The sequence below is a fragment of the Actinoplanes rectilineatus genome (genome assembly GCF_000962825.1).
In the GTDB taxonomy this organism is placed as follows: domain Bacteria; phylum Actinomycetota; class Actinomycetes; order Mycobacteriales; family Micromonosporaceae; genus Actinoplanes; species Actinoplanes rectilineatus.
This window is the reverse complement of sequence record NZ_JZKF01000089.1, coordinates 21,490-38,152: the sequence shown is the minus strand read 5'-3', so window position 1 is coordinate 38,152 and position 16,663 is coordinate 21,490. Positions and strand designations below refer to the sequence as shown.

The window sequence follows — 16,663 nt, the reverse complement described above, 5'->3', positions numbered from 1 at the left end:
GGCAGAACAGCGGCGGGCGGAGCGACGGCGGGCGGCAACGCGGCGGCACCGGTGAAGGGCGCGGCGGACAACAAGGCGGCGGCCGGAACAGCCTGCTCAACGCCTCCGAGGTCAGCGCCGAGATGAAGACCCTGCTCGAGGCGGACGCCGACGAGTACACCTGGGTGGCCGCGGCCGTCGGCTCGCAGAACGCGTCCGGCTATCAACTCGCCACCGAGAAGCCGGTCATGGCGGTCGGCGGCTTCAACGGCACCGACCCGTCACCCACCCTCGAACAGTTCCAGCAGTACGTCACCGACGGGAAGATCCACTACTTCATCGGTGGCAGCATCGGCGGCGCCCAGAACGGCGGCTCCGACTACAGCTCGCAGATCAGTTCGTGGGTGTCCGAGAACTACACCGCGCAGACGGTGGGCGGCACGACCGTTTACGACCTGACCACTCCGAAGACCACGTCCTGACGTCTCCGGCAGCCGCGGCCCCCTCGACCTCTCCGTCGAAGGGGCCGCGGCTGCGTTTCCGTGGGTGGCGGCCCGGGACGGATCATCTGCGGTCGAGGGAGGTGTGGCCCGTACCCGGAAAGGGGGTGGAAAGCAGTCACACGGTCCTCACAGGAAGACCACGGAACGGGCAAAGCCGCGCGGCGCACCGTTGCCGCATGAGCCTTTCGACGCTGCCCTCCCACGACGCCTACCCGAGCCGCGTCACGGCGCCGGTTCTCGATGTGGTCATCCCGGTGTACAACGAGGAGACCGATCTCGAACCGTGTGTGCGGCGTCTGCACGCCTATCTGGCGGCCAATTTCCCCTATCGGTTCCGGATCACGATCGCCGACAATGCGAGCGTCGACAGCACGCTGACGGTGGCGCGGCGGCTGGCGCACCACTACCCGGAGGTGGCGGCGGTTCACCTGCCGGAGAAGGGCCGGGGTCGCGCCCTCAAATACGTCTGGACACATTCGGACGCGGCCGTGCTCGCCTACATGGACGTCGACCTGTCGACCGACCTGGGCGCGCTGCTGCCGCTGGTGGCGCCGCTCATCTCCGGGCACTCCGACCTGGCGATCGGTTCCCGGCTGGCCCGCGGCTCACGGGTGGTCCGGGGCGCCAAGCGCGAATTCATCTCGCGCAGTTACAACCTGATACTGCGGGGCACCCTGGCCGCCCGGTTCTCCGACGCGCAGTGCGGCTTCAAGGCGATCCGCTCCGACGTGGCGACCCGGCTGCTGCCGATGGTCGAGGACACCGGCTGGTTCTTCGACACCGAGATGCTGGTCCTGGCGGAACGCGCCGGCCTGCGGATTCACGAGGTTCCGGTGGACTGGGTCGACGACCCGGACAGCCGGGTCGACATCGTGTCGACCGCGATGGAGGATCTCAAGGGCATCGTCCGGGTGACCCGTGCGCTGTCCACCGGCCGCCTCCCGTTGGGCACTCTCCGTGAGCAGCTGGGCCGCAACCCGCTGCCCGTCGACGGTGTCCCGGCGGGCCTGACCGGCCAGCTGATCCGCTTCGCCGGCGTCGGCGTGGCCAGCACTCTCGCCTATGTCGTCCTCTACGCGCTGCTGCGCACCGGTATCGGCGCCCAGCCGGCGAACCTGATCGCGTTGCTGGTCACGGCGGTGGCGAACACCGCCGCCAACCGTCGGCTGACCTTCGGCGTACGCGGCGGCGACGGCGCCGTCCGTCACCAGGCGCAGGGTCTCGTGGTGTTCGGCATCGGTCTCGCGCTGACCAGCGGAACCCTTGCTCTCCTGCACGCGGCGGTGGCCGTGCCGACCTGGCCGATCGAGGTCGCCGCACTCGTCGTGGCCAATCTGGTGGCCACCGCGGTCCGCTTCCTCATGCTGCGGGTGTGGGTGTTCCGCGCCCGGGGGTGAATCTTCCGGTCGACCGAGGCGGCACCTGTTGTCAGGTGCCGCCTTCTTCGCATATCCGCTTAGATCGCCGTCATCACGGGACTGTCGGCCCGTTGTATCCGGTGAACGTCCGGCATCCCCTCGGAATCGAGCCGAGAAAATTCGGCACACGCGGGCGTATCACAAAGGCAATGCAGAGGTAACAATGACTGTGATCGGGATCTCTCGATGTCGATCGATGCTTTACGGATCAAGGCCCCACCGGCGCGGCGGACCGGAAGGTAACTACATGCTCAGCAAAGAGGACAGCCGACGGCTGGCGCAGATGGAACGGCAACTCCAGCGCGACGACCCCGACTTCTGCACCCGCATGGGCGGCGGCAACTTCAGCATCACCGCACCGACACGCCCCGCACTCCCCCTCTTCGCCGTCGCCGCGATGATCACCCTGGCCGCGGCGGGCCTGGCCCTGGTCGGCTGGTGGATCGCCGCGGCGATCACGGCGGCCTGGTCGCTGGTCACCCTGCTCGCCGCCGCCTTCCGCTTACGGCACTGACGTCAGCGCTTCCGGGTCGGCTTGTCGCGCGGGAGCGGAAACGGCGTGCCGTAGTAGACCGGCGCCAGAAGCATCGAGCTCAGTGTCTGCGGGCCGTCGGACACCGCCCTGAGCAGCGGGATCTCGGTCAGCTTCGGGCGCCAGACCTTCGGCGGGATCAGGAAGTAGACGGCCGACCCGCCCGGTTCCAAGGTCGCCGGACCGTGGTTGACCTTCCAGAACTGGCCCATGTAGACGCCGGTCGTCACGGTGAAACTGGGCGACAACGGGTGATCGGAATCGTTGGTCACCGCCACCACCAGGCGTTCCACCTTCTCACCGAAGACCAGGGGTGACATCACCTGGAAGGTCAGCGGGGCCGGCGAGGTCATCGCGACGGTCAGGCAGGTGGCCACCGGGAGGAACAAGATCACGGTCACGGCGGCCCGGAGGACGGTTCCGATCCGGGACTTCCGTGGCGCGATGATCGGCTCCGGCTGCCGCTCCGTCTCCCGCTCCGACTCCGGCCCTTCCGGCTTTTCCGGCTTTTCCGGCTCGTCCAGCTCGAGATCGACCGGCTCGGAGGAGGAGTCGGGGGCAGCGCCGGACGACGCGAGGACCGATGACTTCGCAGGCGCCTTGACGGAAGCAGGCGCATTGACGGAAGCAGGCGGCTCAACCGCAGCAGCCGCCTCAACGGAAGCGGGCTCAGCAGGCACGGACTCAGCAGGCACCGGCTCGGGAACGACGGGTGCGGGCTCGGAGACGACAGACGTGGGCGGGACCGGCCGGCGGCGTCGGTGGAGGAGCTGGTAGGCGGTGGCGAAATCGGCCCGGGATGTGGTGCAGAGACCCACCACCCAGAGCGGCATCGTCAACACCCAGTACCCGTCCTGGGATCGCAACGCCACCCAGAACACGATCCACGGCAGGATCACCGCGGCCGGACCCCAACTGCGGATGTTCACCGCGTACGCCGCGATCAGCGCCACCAGCATCGCGATCGTCGCGTGCCCGTAGAAGTCCAGAGCGCCGCTGCCCCGGATCAGGTGGTAGGTGACCGCCATGATGCCCTGCCCGTGCGGCACGGCGTGCTGGGTGAGGGGTTCGGTGATGCCGTGGATCCAGGTGACCGGGTCGCGGAGGGCGAACGGCGCGTTGACCGCCACCGCCACCAGCACGGCGATGCCGACGTAGCGGGCGGCCAGCAGCAGGGTGCGGGCCCAGGACAGTTCGCCGCGGCGCAGCAGGATGATGCCGACCAGCAGGAAGATGCTGAGGAACCAGCCCAGCTGGTGGGTGCAGACGGCCAGCCCGATCGCGACGGCCCGCAGGACGCCGCCGAAGCCGAGGCGTCCGCCGCGACCGATCGAGGTCCACTTCCACACCGCGAGGCAGAGGAACGGCAGGGCGATCATCGAGGGGTAGGCGTTCTCCGCGTACGCGGTGAGAATGCCCGTCCCGAGGATGCCGAGAGTCGCCAACGGCCGCAAGGGGGCGGGCGCCACGCAGAAGGCGATGATCGCGGTGGCGAAGAGGGCGAGCGTGGCGGCCACGACGATGCCGACGACGGCCCCGCCGCCGAGCCACTGGAACAGGGCACCGAGTTGGATACCGAACGGCGGGTAGCCGAAGGTGAAGGCGCCGCCGCCGTCCATCAGGCGGGTCGCCGTGTCCGGATTGATGTACGGCCAGGACAGCTGATAGGGGTCGAAACCGTAGGTTATCGCCCGGCTGGCCCGGTCCATCAGGATGCCCTCGTCGACATCGATGTCATGCTCGCCGGTGATCGCCGGCCAGAGGGCGATCCCCTTGATCACGATGGCGGTGACCAGCACCAGCACGTCGACCCGGGCCAGTGCCCGGCTGCTGCGCAGGCAGAGGGCGAGGACCGCGGCGACCAGCATGGCCAGGTAGCAGCCGGTCAGGGCGAGGGCCAGCCCCGGATCGGGCAACGCGAACGCGGTCCAGAACGTGCGCAGGTTGATCGCGAGACCGATGACGGCGGCCAGCGTCAGGCCGCTGTGCAGCCAGGGCGTCGGATCGGTACGGGCTTTCTCTGCTGGCACCCGCGGATCTTATGCGGAAAGGCCCCCGCCTCCCGGCAGGGGCCTTTCGGCTAAATCATCTTGTTACTTGGTGATACGTGCCGTGTAGGTCTTGGTTGACGACGTGTTACCGGCCTTGTCCTTCGCTCCGTAGCTGAGCTTCAGGGTCATGCCCTTGGCCACGCCGGTCAGACCGGCCTTCCAGGTGCCGTTGGCGCTCGGGGTGACGGTGATCGCGACGGCCTTGGCCGCGGCGTCCTTCTCCGAGGAGGCCTTCACCCACTTCGTGCCGTTGTAGTAGAACCAGCTGCTGCCGTTCTTGGCGTACGCCTTGACGGTGACCGCGGCGATGCCGGTGCCGATGTCGAAGCTCCAGCCGGTCACGCTCTTCCAGGACGACGCGCGGTCGCTCTGGGCCGGCGGGCTGAGCACCACGGTCGGCTTGAAGGTGTCCTTGGCGACGGTCACCGCGCCGACCGTGACGGCCGTGCCCGCGCCCGCCGCGTTCGACGGCGTCACCGTGACGGTGAAACGGCCCGCCTTCGCGTACGTGTGCGGCACCGTCGCGTTGGTCGCGGCGGAGACGGTCGTGCTGCCGTCGCCCCAGGCCACCGCGAGCTTCGTGGCGCCGGTGACGCCACTGACCTGCACGGAGGTTCCCTGGGTGGCCCAGATCGCCGTCTTCTCCAGCTTGTACTTGCCGGTCTGCGCGGCGACCTTGACCGTGGACGCGCCCTCGAAGGTCGCCGGGCCGCCGTTGCCGGCCTCGTCGGTGAGGGTGACCGTCACGGTGTAGCTGCCGGCCTTGGCGTACGTGTGCGACGCGGTGGTCGCGTCCGCCGCCAGGGTCTCGGCGGCGCTGCCGTCGCCCCAGTTCACCACGCGGGTGATCTTGTCGGCCGCGCTGACGTCGTCGGCGAGCGCCTTCTGGGTCAGCGTGACCTTCTGGCCGGGCCAGAGGGCGGCGGTGTTCAGCGTGTACGTGCCGGTCGGGGCGGTCTCGTCGCCGACGCCGGGGGTGCTGCGCGGCGTGGTGTCCGCGGTGATCGGCGTGTACGCGGCGAAGTAGTTGACCAGCATGGTGAGGTCGTTGTCGCCGGTCGTCACCCGGTTGGTGCCCAGGCCGAGGGTGGTGAAGTTGTCGCCACCGGCGGCGAGGAACGAGTTGGACGTCACCCGGAAGGTGGCGGCCGGGTCGATGACGACACCGTTCAGCTTCAACGACGACGCGATGATCTTCGAGCCGCGGGGGCGGCTCACGTCGTACGAGTAGGTCAGGCCCTTCGACGAACCGAGGTGCAGCACCGGGCGGGAGGCCCCGTCCGGCTGCCACTGCTCCTCGAGCACCTGCTTGATCTGCGCACCGGTGAGCGTCTGGGTGACCACGTCGTTGGCGAACGGCTGGACGGCGAACGCGGCCGAGTAGGTGACCGTGCCGTCGGTGCCGTACTTGAGGTCCGCCCGCAGGCCGCCCGGGTTCATCAGGGCGATCTGCGCGCCACCACGACCGGCGTCCTTGGTCTGGTCGAGCTGGACGTCGGCGATGAAGTTGCCCATCGGCGACTCGGCGCCGCGGTCCTCCGAGCCGGTGGCGCTGTAGGCCCGCAGGATGTCACCGCTGATCTTGCCGAGCTCACGCTTGCCGAGCTCGGTGGCGGTGGTCTTGGCGGTCTCCACGATGCCGGCGACCGTCGCGTCGGACGGGTAACCGGTGACGTTGAGCAGCTCCGCCGACGAGTTGGTGATCGTCTTGGTGGCGGGGTCCCAGCTCAGCACGGCCCGGCCCAGACGCAGACCGTAGTCCTCCGCCTGGATCACCGGTCGGGTCTTGCCCGTGACACCGGGGACCGGGACCTCGAAGGCGTACGGCTGGTGGGTGTGCCCGCTGAAGATCGCGTCGATCTCGGCGCTGACCCGGGTGAAGTCGCCGAACACCTCGTCGGCCTGCAGCGCCTCGGCGGAGCCGATGTTCTCGGTGGCCGCGCCCTCGTGGGCGAGCATCACCAGCACGTCGGCCTCGCCGTTGGCCTCGTCGCCGTCGGACAGCTGCCCCGCGAGCGTGTTGACCTCGGCGACCGGGTCGCGGAACTCCACGCCCCTGATGCCGTCCGGGCTGACCAGCGAACCGGTCTGCTCGGTGACCACACCGATGTAGCCCACCTTGACGCCGCCCACGGACTGCACGACGTAGCCGGGCAGGACCCGCTCGCCGTCCTTGTAGACGTTCGCCGCGAGGTAGGGGAAGTCGGCCCGGTCGGAGACCCGGCCCAGCAGGTCGGACAGGCCCTTGTCGAACTCGTGGTTGCCGACCGCGGAGACGTTCAGGCCACCGGCGTTCAGCGCGTCGATCGTCGGGTTGTCGTCGTCGATCGCGGAGATGAAGGTGGAGGCGCCGATGTTGTCACCGACCGAGACCCAGGCGGTGTTCGGGTTCTCCGCACGCAGCTGGTTGACCGCGCCGACCAGCTGGGCGGCGCCACCGTTGCCGGTGGTCGGCGACTCGAGCCGGCCGTGGAAGTCGTTGATGCTGAGCAGCTGCAGGTCGACCGGTCCGGCGACGCCGGTGTCCAGGCCGATGACGACCGGGTCGTGGTCACTGGCCCGGAACGGGCCCGCGTCGAAGAACGGCGCGTAACCGTCGTACTGGAAGGCGTACGACTCGACGGAGTTGATGTTCCAGATGTCGACGCCGGTGATCCGGCTGTTCAGCGCACCGGTCACCAGCGCGTGGTCCAGGGAACCGGACTCGCCGCTGTACACGTACGACGACTTGCCGGGCGCGAACGTGGAGTGCGCGTCGGTGTAACCCGCGTCGTAGAGGACCTGCATCGGGTCTTCCTGGGTGTACGCGTTGAAGTCACCCAGCAGGATCACGTTGTCGGTGCCGAGCGTGCCGACGAACGTCGCCAGCGCCGCGGCCTGCCGCTTCCGGTCACCGTTGTACGCGCCCTGCCCGTCGCCCGTGTCGACGTTGTCGCCGGTCGGGGCGACCGAGGCGCTCTTGGACTTCAGGTGGTTCGCCACCACGGTGAAATCGATCGAGCCCGCGGTGAAGGTCTGCGCGATCGGCTCGCGGGCGTTCGACCACACCGTCTCGTCGTTCACCGACTTGGACGCGCCCTTCGGCGTGACCGCGGCCGGCTTGAAGATGATCGCGCTGGTGATGTAGTCCTGCTCGGCCGCCGACGGCAGTTCGGCGGGCGACCGGACGTAGTCCCAGGTGCCCGCGCCGTCCGCCGCGTTGAGCTTGCCGACCAGCGTCTTGAGCGCCAGCTGCGGGTCGTTCGCCTCGAAGCGGACCGAGTTCTCGATCTCCATCAGGGCGACCACGTCGGCGTCGAGTGCCGTGATCGCGGAGACGATCTTCGCCTCCTGCTTCGCGAACGCCGCCTCGTCGGCCGCGCCGCGTGCCTCGCCACCGAAGTGGACGAAGTAGTTCAGCACGTTGAAGCTCGCGACCCGCACGTCGCCGCCCACGTTCACCGGGGCGTTCGTCCGCGGGTTGCTGTCCTTGAAAGTGGTGCGGTTCGCCGGGGCGGTGTCCGCGTCGACCGGCGTGGCCGGCTGCAGACGCCACTCGCTGAACCCGTACGCCAGGACGGCCGGGCCGAACTGCTCGACGGTGTCGCCGACCCGGATCGGGTCGTTCTTGCCGAAGTACGGCGGCGCGATGTTGTTCGACGACAGGTTCGTCGTCTTGCCGTCGTCGAGCAGGATGCGGCCGGCCTTGTTGGCGGCCTTCACCGCGGCGGCCTCGGTGCTGCCGGGACGAGCCACGTCCGTGGGGACCTTGGCCACGTCGGAACCGGCGGTCAGGGCGATCTCGCCGTACCGGTTGGTGTTGTAGTTGTCCGACACGGTGAACGTGCCGACCGGCGCGACCAGCATCGACTCGACCGACTCGCGCACGTCGTCGCCGGCCGGGAGGACCAGCGCGACCGGGGTGGGCACGGTGGCGCCGGTGGCGCAGACGGCCACGTCGGCCTTGGCGCCGATGGTGATCTGCGTCTGGTCGTTGTACTCACTCGCGGTGCCGGTCACCCGCACCTGGTCGCCGATCGCGATCGACGGGTGCAGCGCGGTGTTCGACGTCAGATAGACGAAGACCGCGTCGGAGGCGGTGCCCGCGGCGACCGTACGCTCGCCGCCGGTCCCCGCCGTCTGCAGGTAGAAACCGTTGTAGCCGCCGGTGCGGTGGTCCGCGGTGACGACACCCTCGACGGTCACGGTCTGCCCGGCCAGCGGGGTCGCCGCGCCGGTGCCCTGCACCTCGGCGATGGTGTTGGTGACCGGGGTGACGCAGCCCTCGGAGGGCTCCTCCGGCTCCTCGGGCTCCTCCGGCGCGGTGCCGTTGATCGCGCCGAAGCTGTTGACGGCCGGCGCCTGCCAGCTGCCGTCGATCTTCTGCAGCGAGTGGCCGACCGGGGTGGTGTCCGGCTCGGACACACCGATGTCGACACCGGCCTGACCGGCGGCCGGACCGTTGGTCGCGGTGAACGTGCCCTCGTAGGTGAGGAACTCGGCGACCGTGCCGTCCGGCTTGACCAGGGCCACGCCGTCCGGAGAGCCGTTCTGGACGCCGTTCGCCGGGTAGGTCTGCACGACCACACCGGACGCCGGGGTCACACCGCTGAGCGTGGCCGTGTTGTAGGACGCGCCACCGGTTCCGTTGTAGAGCACGATCTGCCAGCCACTGAGGTCGAACCCCGCGGGGGCCTCGACCTCGATGGCCTCACCACTGTCGGTGCCGGCGTTGTCGTAGTGAATCTCGCTGATGAATGGCGTTTCCGTGGCCGCTACGGCGGGGCCGGTGAGACTGAGACCGAGTGCGGTGACCACGGCGACAGCACCCATCGTGCGGAACCCGGAGGGGACCCGCAGCACAGGGAGGAGTCGGCCGGTGGCACCCGCGCTGCGTATGTATGAACGCATCGAGGATGACCCTCCGAACGAAGTAGATCCGCCGGAGCGTAGGGAAACCCCATGACGATCGATTCTCGTTGAGGTAACGAAAAGGCATTCAACGGGTGATCAGGCGACGCATTGTTCGATTTTGTACGCCCCTTTTCACCCTTCCGTGCGTATGACGGGGTATTACACTGCCCCGCGTGGACATCGGCATCATGTGGACCCCGTCCGGACGGATCGCCACCTTGCGGTCCGGCGTCTCCTTCGCCATGACGAAGGGGCAGTCATGAGCAGGACCCCGATCAGCCCGGACGACCCGGACCTGGGCCACCTGGCGGGCGGAACGATCCTCGGCGGGGAGGACCGGATCACCGTCGGACACGTCTACGACGACCCCGAGGACGTCCCGATGGACGTCAAGACGCTCCGTATGCCCCGGCGACTGGTCGCGGCCGTCGAGCAGCAGGCCCACCCCGAGGGATTCTCCGGCGTCGTCCGGGAGGCGGTCGCCGAGTGGCTGGAACGCCACGGCAGCCCGCAGGCACAGGCCGACGACGCTGCCCGCGCCCTGGCCACCCTGCAGCGCGTCCTCAACCGGCGCGCCGCCTGACTCGCACGCGGAGGGAGGAGCCGCGGCCTGTCTCCGCAAAGGCACCGGTTCATTGACCGACGACCGGATCGACTGGTTCCTCACCCATGCCCGGACCTGCGCGAACGCTCTGCAGATCCTGCTGTCACCGCCTGCTGACCGACCGGTGCCCGGCGCCTTGACCACATAGTTCAGAAAGGTCGACTGCGCTATCGTTACCGCCGCTCTGTCCATCCGCCGGCGCCAGGGGGATCATCGTGATCGACTTCGAGTTGATCGTTCCGGACGGCTGGGCCGAGGTCCCGGTCACGCCGGCCTCCGCCGGTGACCGTCCCCGCCTGATAGACGGCCTGGTCCGGGCGGCACTGCCCGCCGACCTGCCCGAGGACAAGGCCGCGACCTGGCAGAAGGCGTTGCGGCGTGAGGTCACCGCCGCGGCGGACGAGGCGGCCCGCAACCAGGCGAGGACGGTGCTGCTGCCGGTTCCGGGCTTCGACGGCACCCGGCTGCCCGGTTCGCTGTTCGTCTCGGTGGTGGAGAACGTCGAGGAGAACACCGCCCCGGAGCAGTTGTTCGCCTCGGTCCTGGCCGGGGCCGGTGACGACGGCTCCTACCTGGAGATCGCCGGCGCGCAGGCGATCCGGGTCGCCACCACCGCCGGCGCCGAGCGGTCCCAGCAGGTGAGGTACTACATCGCCCACCCGTCGGTGGCCGGCGCGTACGGCCTGGTCACCTTCACCGTGGCCGGGGGCGACGAGGCCGAGGTCACGGTCCAGATGTTCGACGCGGTCGTCGGCACGCTGCGCTGGGAGGAGCCGGAGCCTGAGCCGCCCGTCCTGGAGAGAGCGGAGAGAGCGGAGAGAGCGGAGAGAGCGGAGAGAGCGGAGAGAGCGGAGGAACCGGAGAAACCGGAGGAACCTGCCGAGGACGAGCCCACCACGGTGCTCGCCGCCGAACCGGCCACCACGGTCATCGCCGAGCCGTCCACCGAGATCGTCGTGGCACCACTCACCGCGGTCGTCCCGGCGGCGCAGCCCACCACCCCGGCTCCCCGGCGCAACCTGCGGCGCCCGATCGCGCTCGGCGTCGTCCTGGCGCTCGCCGCGCTGACCGGCGCCGGCGGCTTCGCGGCCCGGCAGGCGGCCAGCGCGGCCGAACCGCTCGAGGGCAACCGGCTCTCCGCCTCCGACGTCCGGATCCTGGTCGACGCGTCCTCCTCGTGCACCGCGCTGACCCCGCCCCGGCTGGCCGGCCAGGTGATGATCGCCTCGAACTTCGGCAGCCAGCCGGTCGAGGGGATGCGCACCGGCGGGGCGGCCGGTGTCGCCGCGCTGACCCCGGCCCAGTGGCAGCAGAACGTGCCGTGGGAGGGCGCACAGATCACCGACCGGGAAGCCTCCGTCACCGCTCTCGCCCACCACATGTGCGGTCTGATCGGCCAGTCCCGGGCGGTGGCCATCGCCGAGGATCCGTGGCGGGTCGCGCTCGCCGCGCACCGGCTCGGCATGGACCAGGTGCTGGTGGCCGGCGGTATCCCGGGCGAGGCGCAGAACTACGTCGACACCGCCGAGCGGTACGCGAACTGGTACGCGCTGCAGCCCGCCTTCGCCGGTGGACCGGCCTCCCCGTCGCCGACGGTCACGCCGGTCTCCGCCGACACGGTGCCGCCGGTACCGGACGCGTACCTGAAGGCGGTCGTCACCGGCGGCAAGAGCTGCCCCGAGATGCCGCCGGCCCGGCTCGCCGCGCAGCTCATGGCCAGTTCCGGTTTCGACGCCGACAAGCTGGGCCCGGCCGGCGAGCAGGGCATCGCGCAGTTCCCGCCGCAGGTCTGGGTGGACAACGTCAAGGCGTCGGCGACCCGGTCGCCGTGGGATCCTGCGGTGGCCATCCCGGCGCTCGGCCGCACCATGTGCAAGCTGATCAAGCAGACCGGTGGTTATCCGGCCGCCCTGGCCGCCTTCACCCGCGGTGACAAGGCGGCGCCGGTCACCGAGCTGGCCGCCACCGTCACCAAGGCGCAGACCGAGTACGCCAAGGACACCCGCCTGCAGCCGGCCAAGGCGCCGTCGAAGGCCCCGTCGGTGTCGGTCTCCCCCTCCGTCTCCGGTTCGGCCAAGCCGGCCAAGTCCTCGGCCGCCCCGAAGCCGGCCGCGCCGCAGGGCCGGGCCAACCAGCCGGCGATCATGGCGACCGACGCGAACGGCAGCGACTACGGCCCGTATTTCATCCACAACCTGGCCACCGGCATGTGCGTCGACATCGGCGGGTACGGCCCGGGTGCCGCGGACGGCCCGGTCACCCAGTTCCCGTGCGCGAAGACGACCGAGGACAACCAGGAGTGGCACTTCGTCCCGCGGATCGTGGACGGGGACGGTTACCAGCTCTACTGGATCCGCAACGCCGACGACGGCCTGTGCCTCGACGTGCCCGGCGCCGACGGCGTGGACTCCGGCACCGCGGTCAGCGAGACGAACTGCTTCGACAACGACAACCAGTACTTCCGGCTGGAGAAGCGGACCACCTCCGGTGGCTTCGAGTACTACTGGCTGCGTAACACCACCACCTGGATGTGCCTCGACGTTCCCGGCGTGGGCGAGGCCGGCGCGGACGCCCGGCTGGCCCTGGTGCCCTGCGCCCCGAACGACGACCACGACTGGGCGCTGATCGAGAAGTCCGAGTGGTGAGGGGATTGACCTCGATGACGCTGCGCGCCGTCGCGCTGTCGGCCGCGCTGGCCGCCGTGACGACCGCCCTGCCGGTCCTGCCCGCCCGCGCGGAACCGCCGGTGGACGCCGCGGTGAACCGGTACTACTACACGGTCACCGCCTCGTACCAGAACGCGCCGGAGAACCTGTGGGAGATCGCCGAGCGCTTTCTCGGTGACGCGAACCGGGCCGGGGAGATCCTGGAGCTGAACGCCGGCCGGGTGCAACCGGACGGCGGCCGGCTGGCGAACCCGAACAGGCTGGTCGAGGGCTGGCACGTGGTCCTGCCCTGGGACGCGGTCGGCGCCGAGCTGGAGCAGGGTCCGCTGCCGTCCAGCGCCGCCCGCACGTCGCAGTGCAAGTGGGGCGACGCCGTGCCGGAGGCCGCCTCGTGGGGGCAGTCCCTGCTCACCCCGAGCCGGGCCTGGACCGTGGCGAACGGCTACGGGGTCACGGTGGCGATCATCGGGTCCGGTGTGGACGGTTCCGCGCCCGAACTGTCCGGCCGGGTGCTGACCGGCACGGACGTCGCCGCCGGCACCGGGCGTGGCGACGACAGTTGCACCGGCTCGGGCACCGCACTGGCCGGCATCACCGCCGGTGACGACGGGTCGGGTGGCGAGTCCTTCGGGGTGGCTCCGGGGGCGCGACTCGTACCCGTCAAAGCGGGGACCGGCAAGCTGACGCCGCGCCTCGCGGCGACCGCCGTCGATGTCGCGACGTCGGCCGGCGCGCAGGTGGTGCTGATCGGCGCGCAGGTGGACGCGGCGAACCCGGTGGTGAGTGCCGCCATCACCGACGCGATCGCCCGTGACGTGGTGGTCGTGGTGCCCGCGACCGTGTCGGCGACCGCCGCGGACGGCCTGCTCCGGGTCGGTGCGACGGGTGAGGACGGGCAGCGGGCCGACGCCGCCGGTACGGACGCGGTGGATCTGCTGGCGCCCGGCGCCGGGGTGGCGAGCATCGGCGTGGCCGGCGACGGTCCGGAGTTCGCCGCCGCGTTCGTGGCCGGCACGGTCGCCCTGGTCCGGTCGGCCCACCCGGAGCTGCGGGCCGCCGAGGTCACCCGTCAGGTGCGGGACACCGCCGCGGAAGGCCTGGTCAGCCCGGCCGGGGCGGTCACCGCTCCGCTGCCGGCCGGGATCGGGGTCGACGCCGCCGCCGCGCCGGTGCCGCAGAGCCGGCTGGGCACGCTGGGCACGGTGCTGATCGGGGTCGCGATCGGCCTGGTCGTGCTGCTGCTGGCGTTCCTCGTGCCGCAACTGCTCAAGCGGCGCCGGACGGCCTGATCAGTCGGCGGCCACGTCCCGCCGGGCGGTCCGCAGCGCCGCGACGTATTTCGGCAGTTCCCGGGCGGCCCGTTCGATCCGGCCGGGGCACAGCTGGTCGTCGAAGACCACGTCCACCACGGTGTCCGCCATCGCCGGGGGCATCTCGGCGAGCGACGGCGACCGCTGCCAGAGGTCGAGCAGGCGCAGCCGCTCGTTCAGGACGGCGATCGTCTGTTCCAGGCCGGCGATCAGGGCGTCGGCCTGTTCCGGGGCGACCACCAGCCGGCCCTCGTTCGCCAGGGCGAGAAAGGTCTCGCCCGCGAATTCGTCGCCCATCCGGCCCCCGATCCCGATCACCCGGCGGGGCGCCGGGAACCGCCTCAGAGTCCATCACCTCGACCGATGTTGAGGCAGTGTGACGAGCGGGACAGTGCCCGGCTCTGCTAGCCAAGGTGCCCCTCCTTGCTGTTTGCTGTGCAACCCGGCCGTACTTCGAAAAGCCAAGAACACCAACCTCCCCGGCACGAAGAGTTGACCTGTTACATCGTTCGGCTACGATTTCGGCCGAAAGGTTGAAATGAGCGGCGAGCACGGATATCGCGAGGAACGCGTATGACGGCAGTGCGCACCAGCTTCGAGGTCTCCTTGCTGGGCACGCTCCGGGTCACGCGCGGGGGACGGGAACTGGCCCTGGGATCCGCCCGCCGCCAGGCGGTCTTCGCCGCCCTGGCGCTGGAGCCGGGACGCGCCGTGCTGCGTGAGGAGCTCATCGCCGCGGTCTGGGGCGACGAGCCGCCGGCCAGCGCGATGGGAAACCTCTACACGTACGTGTCCGCGCTGCGTCGCGTCCTCGAACCGGACCGGGACCGCTGGACCTCCGGCGACGTGCTCACCTCCCGGGGCGGCAGCTACCGTCTGCACCTGTCGCCGGAAGACGTCGACGTGTCCCGTTTCGAGCGGATGCGCGAGCAGTCCCGGGCCGCCCGCGCGGCCGGGGACGCCGTCGGTGAGCTGGCCGCGCTGGACGCCGCCCTCGCCGAGTGGGGCGACGGCGAGCCTCTGGCCGGGATCCCCGGGCCGCACGCCGAGAACCAGCGTGTCCGGCTCGGCGAACTGCATCTGACCTCGGTCGAGCGCCGCGCCGAGCTGATGCTCGGGTTCGGCCGGGCCGCCGAGGTCACCGGTGACCTGCTCGTGCTGGCCGGGCGCCACCCGATGCGGGAGAGCCTGTACGCGGTGACCATGCTGGCGCTGGCCGCCCAGGACCGCGTCGACGAGGCGATCGCCCTGTACACCGCGTTGCGCGAACGTCTGGTCGAGGAGTCCGGGACCGAACCCGACGCCGCCGTCCGCCAGATCCACGCCCAGCTGGTCGGCGACGCCATCCGCCCGGCGACGATCACGTCGACGCTGCCGCGGCGGCACGCGGGTTTCCGCGGCCGGACCGCCACCGTCACCCGGTTGCGGCAGGCGGTCGCCGGTCTCGCCGAGGGCCACGGTGGCAGCATCTGGATCAGCGGTGAGGCCGGCATCGGCAAGTCGGCACTGCTGGCCGAGGGCCTGCGGGACGCCGCCGTGCTCGGTGTCCAGGTCGGCTGGGGTGTCGGCGAGGAGTCCGACCGCGGCAAACCGCTGAACCTGCTGCCGGAGTACCTCTCGCACGGCCCGGCGAACGACCTGCTCGACGCGGTACGCGCGACCGGCGCCACCCCGCCGACGATGGCCGTGATCGACATCATCCAGGCGTTCGTGATCACCCAGTGCGCCGAGGGCCCGGTCCTGCTCGTGATGGACGACATGCAGTGGGCCGACGACATGTCGCTGCTGGTCTGGCACGCGCTGCACCAGCTCACCGGGCGGCTGCCCCTGCTGCTCGTCTCGGCCTCCCGCCCGCTGCCCTTCGGGTACGAGATGCGGCTGCTGCGCCGGGCGCTGCCCCGCAACGGCACGACCCTGATCGACCTGGGCCCGCTCGACGACCCGACCGCCACCGCGCTGGTCCGGGCCTGGACACGCCGCCCGGACATCGAACCGCCGACGGTGCGTTCGCTGGTCGCGGCCGCCGCGGGCAACCCGTTCTACCTGCTGCACCTGGTCCGGACCGAACGGCAGGGGCTGACCGCGGACACGCCCGCGACCGAACTCGTCGAGGCGGTCTCCCGGCATCTGCGCCCGCTCTCCGACGACACCCGGCAACTGCTGCGCGCCATCGCCTTCCTGGGCAACAACCACCTGGTCACCGACCTGTCCGCGGTCACCGGCCGACCGGTTCCGGCACTGGTCACCGCGGTCGAGGAGGCCCTGGCGGCCGGGGTACTGGTCGAGGACGGCCGGCGCCTGCGGTTCCGGCACCCGGTGGTCCGCCAGGTGCTGCACGGCGCCATCCCGACCGCGCTGCGGGTCACCATGCACCGCCAGCTCGCCCAGCGGATCGCCGAGTCGGACGGCGCTCCCAGCCGGGTCGCCGGCCAGCTGCTGGCCGGGCCGGTCCCGATCGACGCCTGGGTGGAACGGTGGCTGACCACCCACGCGGAGCAGCTGACCAGCACCGCGCCCGCGTCGGCGATCGCCGTCCTCCGGCACGCCGTCTCCTCACCGGCCCTCTCCGAACCGGCCCGGGCACTGCTCACCACCCACCTGGCACAGGGGTTGTTCCGGGCCGGGTTGTTCTTCGAAACCGAAGCCTCCGGTGAATTCTCTGTTATCCGCTGATGGCACCGCCCGTCTCCACCGGGGAACCGGCGAC

10 protein-coding genes are annotated in these 16,663 nt (G+C 70.6%); 7 read left to right on the top strand and 3 right to left on the bottom strand.

The features are described from left to right. The 3 genes from WH85_RS51885 to WH85_RS38635 all read left to right on the top strand — a co-directional run. A partial coding sequence (locus tag WH85_RS51885; RefSeq protein WP_045747108.1) for a mannosyltransferase YkcB-related protein occupies nt 1-461 on the top strand: 461 nt, incomplete at its 5' end. 197 nt (nt 462-658) lie between these two features. Next, the gene (locus WH85_RS38640) at nt 659-1,879 is read left to right on the top strand and encodes a bifunctional glycosyltransferase family 2/GtrA family protein (RefSeq protein ID WP_045747107.1); all 1,221 of its coding nucleotides are present in this window, start codon (nt 659-661) and stop codon (nt 1,877-1,879) included. Nucleotides 1,880-2,147: 268 nt separating this feature from the next. Further along, the gene (locus WH85_RS38635; RefSeq protein WP_045747106.1) at nt 2,148-2,414 is read left to right on the top strand and encodes a DUF3040 domain-containing protein; all 267 of its coding nucleotides are present in this window, start codon (nt 2,148-2,150) and stop codon (nt 2,412-2,414) included. A 2-nt stretch (nt 2,415-2,416) separates the two neighbouring features. On the opposite strand, the gene WH85_RS47775 is transcribed toward WH85_RS38635, so the two are convergent. Both WH85_RS47775 and WH85_RS38625 read right to left on the bottom strand, forming a co-directional pair. Next, entirely contained in the window at nt 2,417-4,462 is a 2,046-nt protein-coding gene (locus WH85_RS47775; RefSeq protein ID WP_052721115.1) for a hypothetical protein, read from the bottom strand. Between the two features lie 63 nt (nt 4,463-4,525). Beyond that, nucleotides 4,526-9,373, bottom strand: a complete 4,848-nt coding sequence (locus WH85_RS38625) for an ExeM/NucH family extracellular endonuclease (RefSeq protein WP_083449587.1) — start codon at nt 9,371-9,373, stop codon at nt 4,526-4,528. Between the two features lie 262 nt (nt 9,374-9,635). Between WH85_RS38625 and WH85_RS38620 the strand changes: the two genes are divergently transcribed. From WH85_RS38620 to WH85_RS38610, 3 genes are all read left to right on the top strand, one after another. Continuing rightward, nucleotides 9,636-9,959, top strand: coding sequence for a hypothetical protein (locus WH85_RS38620; RefSeq protein WP_045747105.1), 324 nt, complete (start codon nt 9,636-9,638; stop codon nt 9,957-9,959). A gap of 236 nt (nt 9,960-10,195) precedes the next feature. Next, on the top strand, nt 10,196-12,625 hold the full coding sequence (locus WH85_RS47770; RefSeq protein WP_052721114.1) for an RICIN domain-containing protein: 2,430 nt from the start codon (nt 10,196-10,198) through the stop codon (nt 12,623-12,625). Between the two features lie 14 nt (nt 12,626-12,639). Next, nucleotides 12,640-13,935 (top strand): S8 family serine peptidase, encoded by a 1,296-nt coding sequence (locus tag WH85_RS38610; RefSeq protein WP_052721113.1) that lies wholly within the window; start codon nt 12,640-12,642, stop codon nt 13,933-13,935. Here the strand turns inward: WH85_RS38610 and WH85_RS38605 are convergent, their stop codons facing one another. Then, a complete protein-coding gene (locus WH85_RS38605; protein WP_045747111.1) occupies nt 13,936-14,253 on the bottom strand; it encodes a hypothetical protein in 318 nt (105 codons plus the stop codon). A gap of 276 nt (nt 14,254-14,529) precedes the next feature. On the opposite strand from WH85_RS38605, the gene WH85_RS38600 reads away from it, so the two are divergent. Beyond that, on the top strand, nt 14,530-16,629 hold the full coding sequence (locus WH85_RS38600) for an ATP-binding protein (protein WP_083449586.1): 2,100 nt from the start codon (nt 14,530-14,532) through the stop codon (nt 16,627-16,629). Nucleotides 16,630-16,663: the final 34 nt, after the last annotated feature.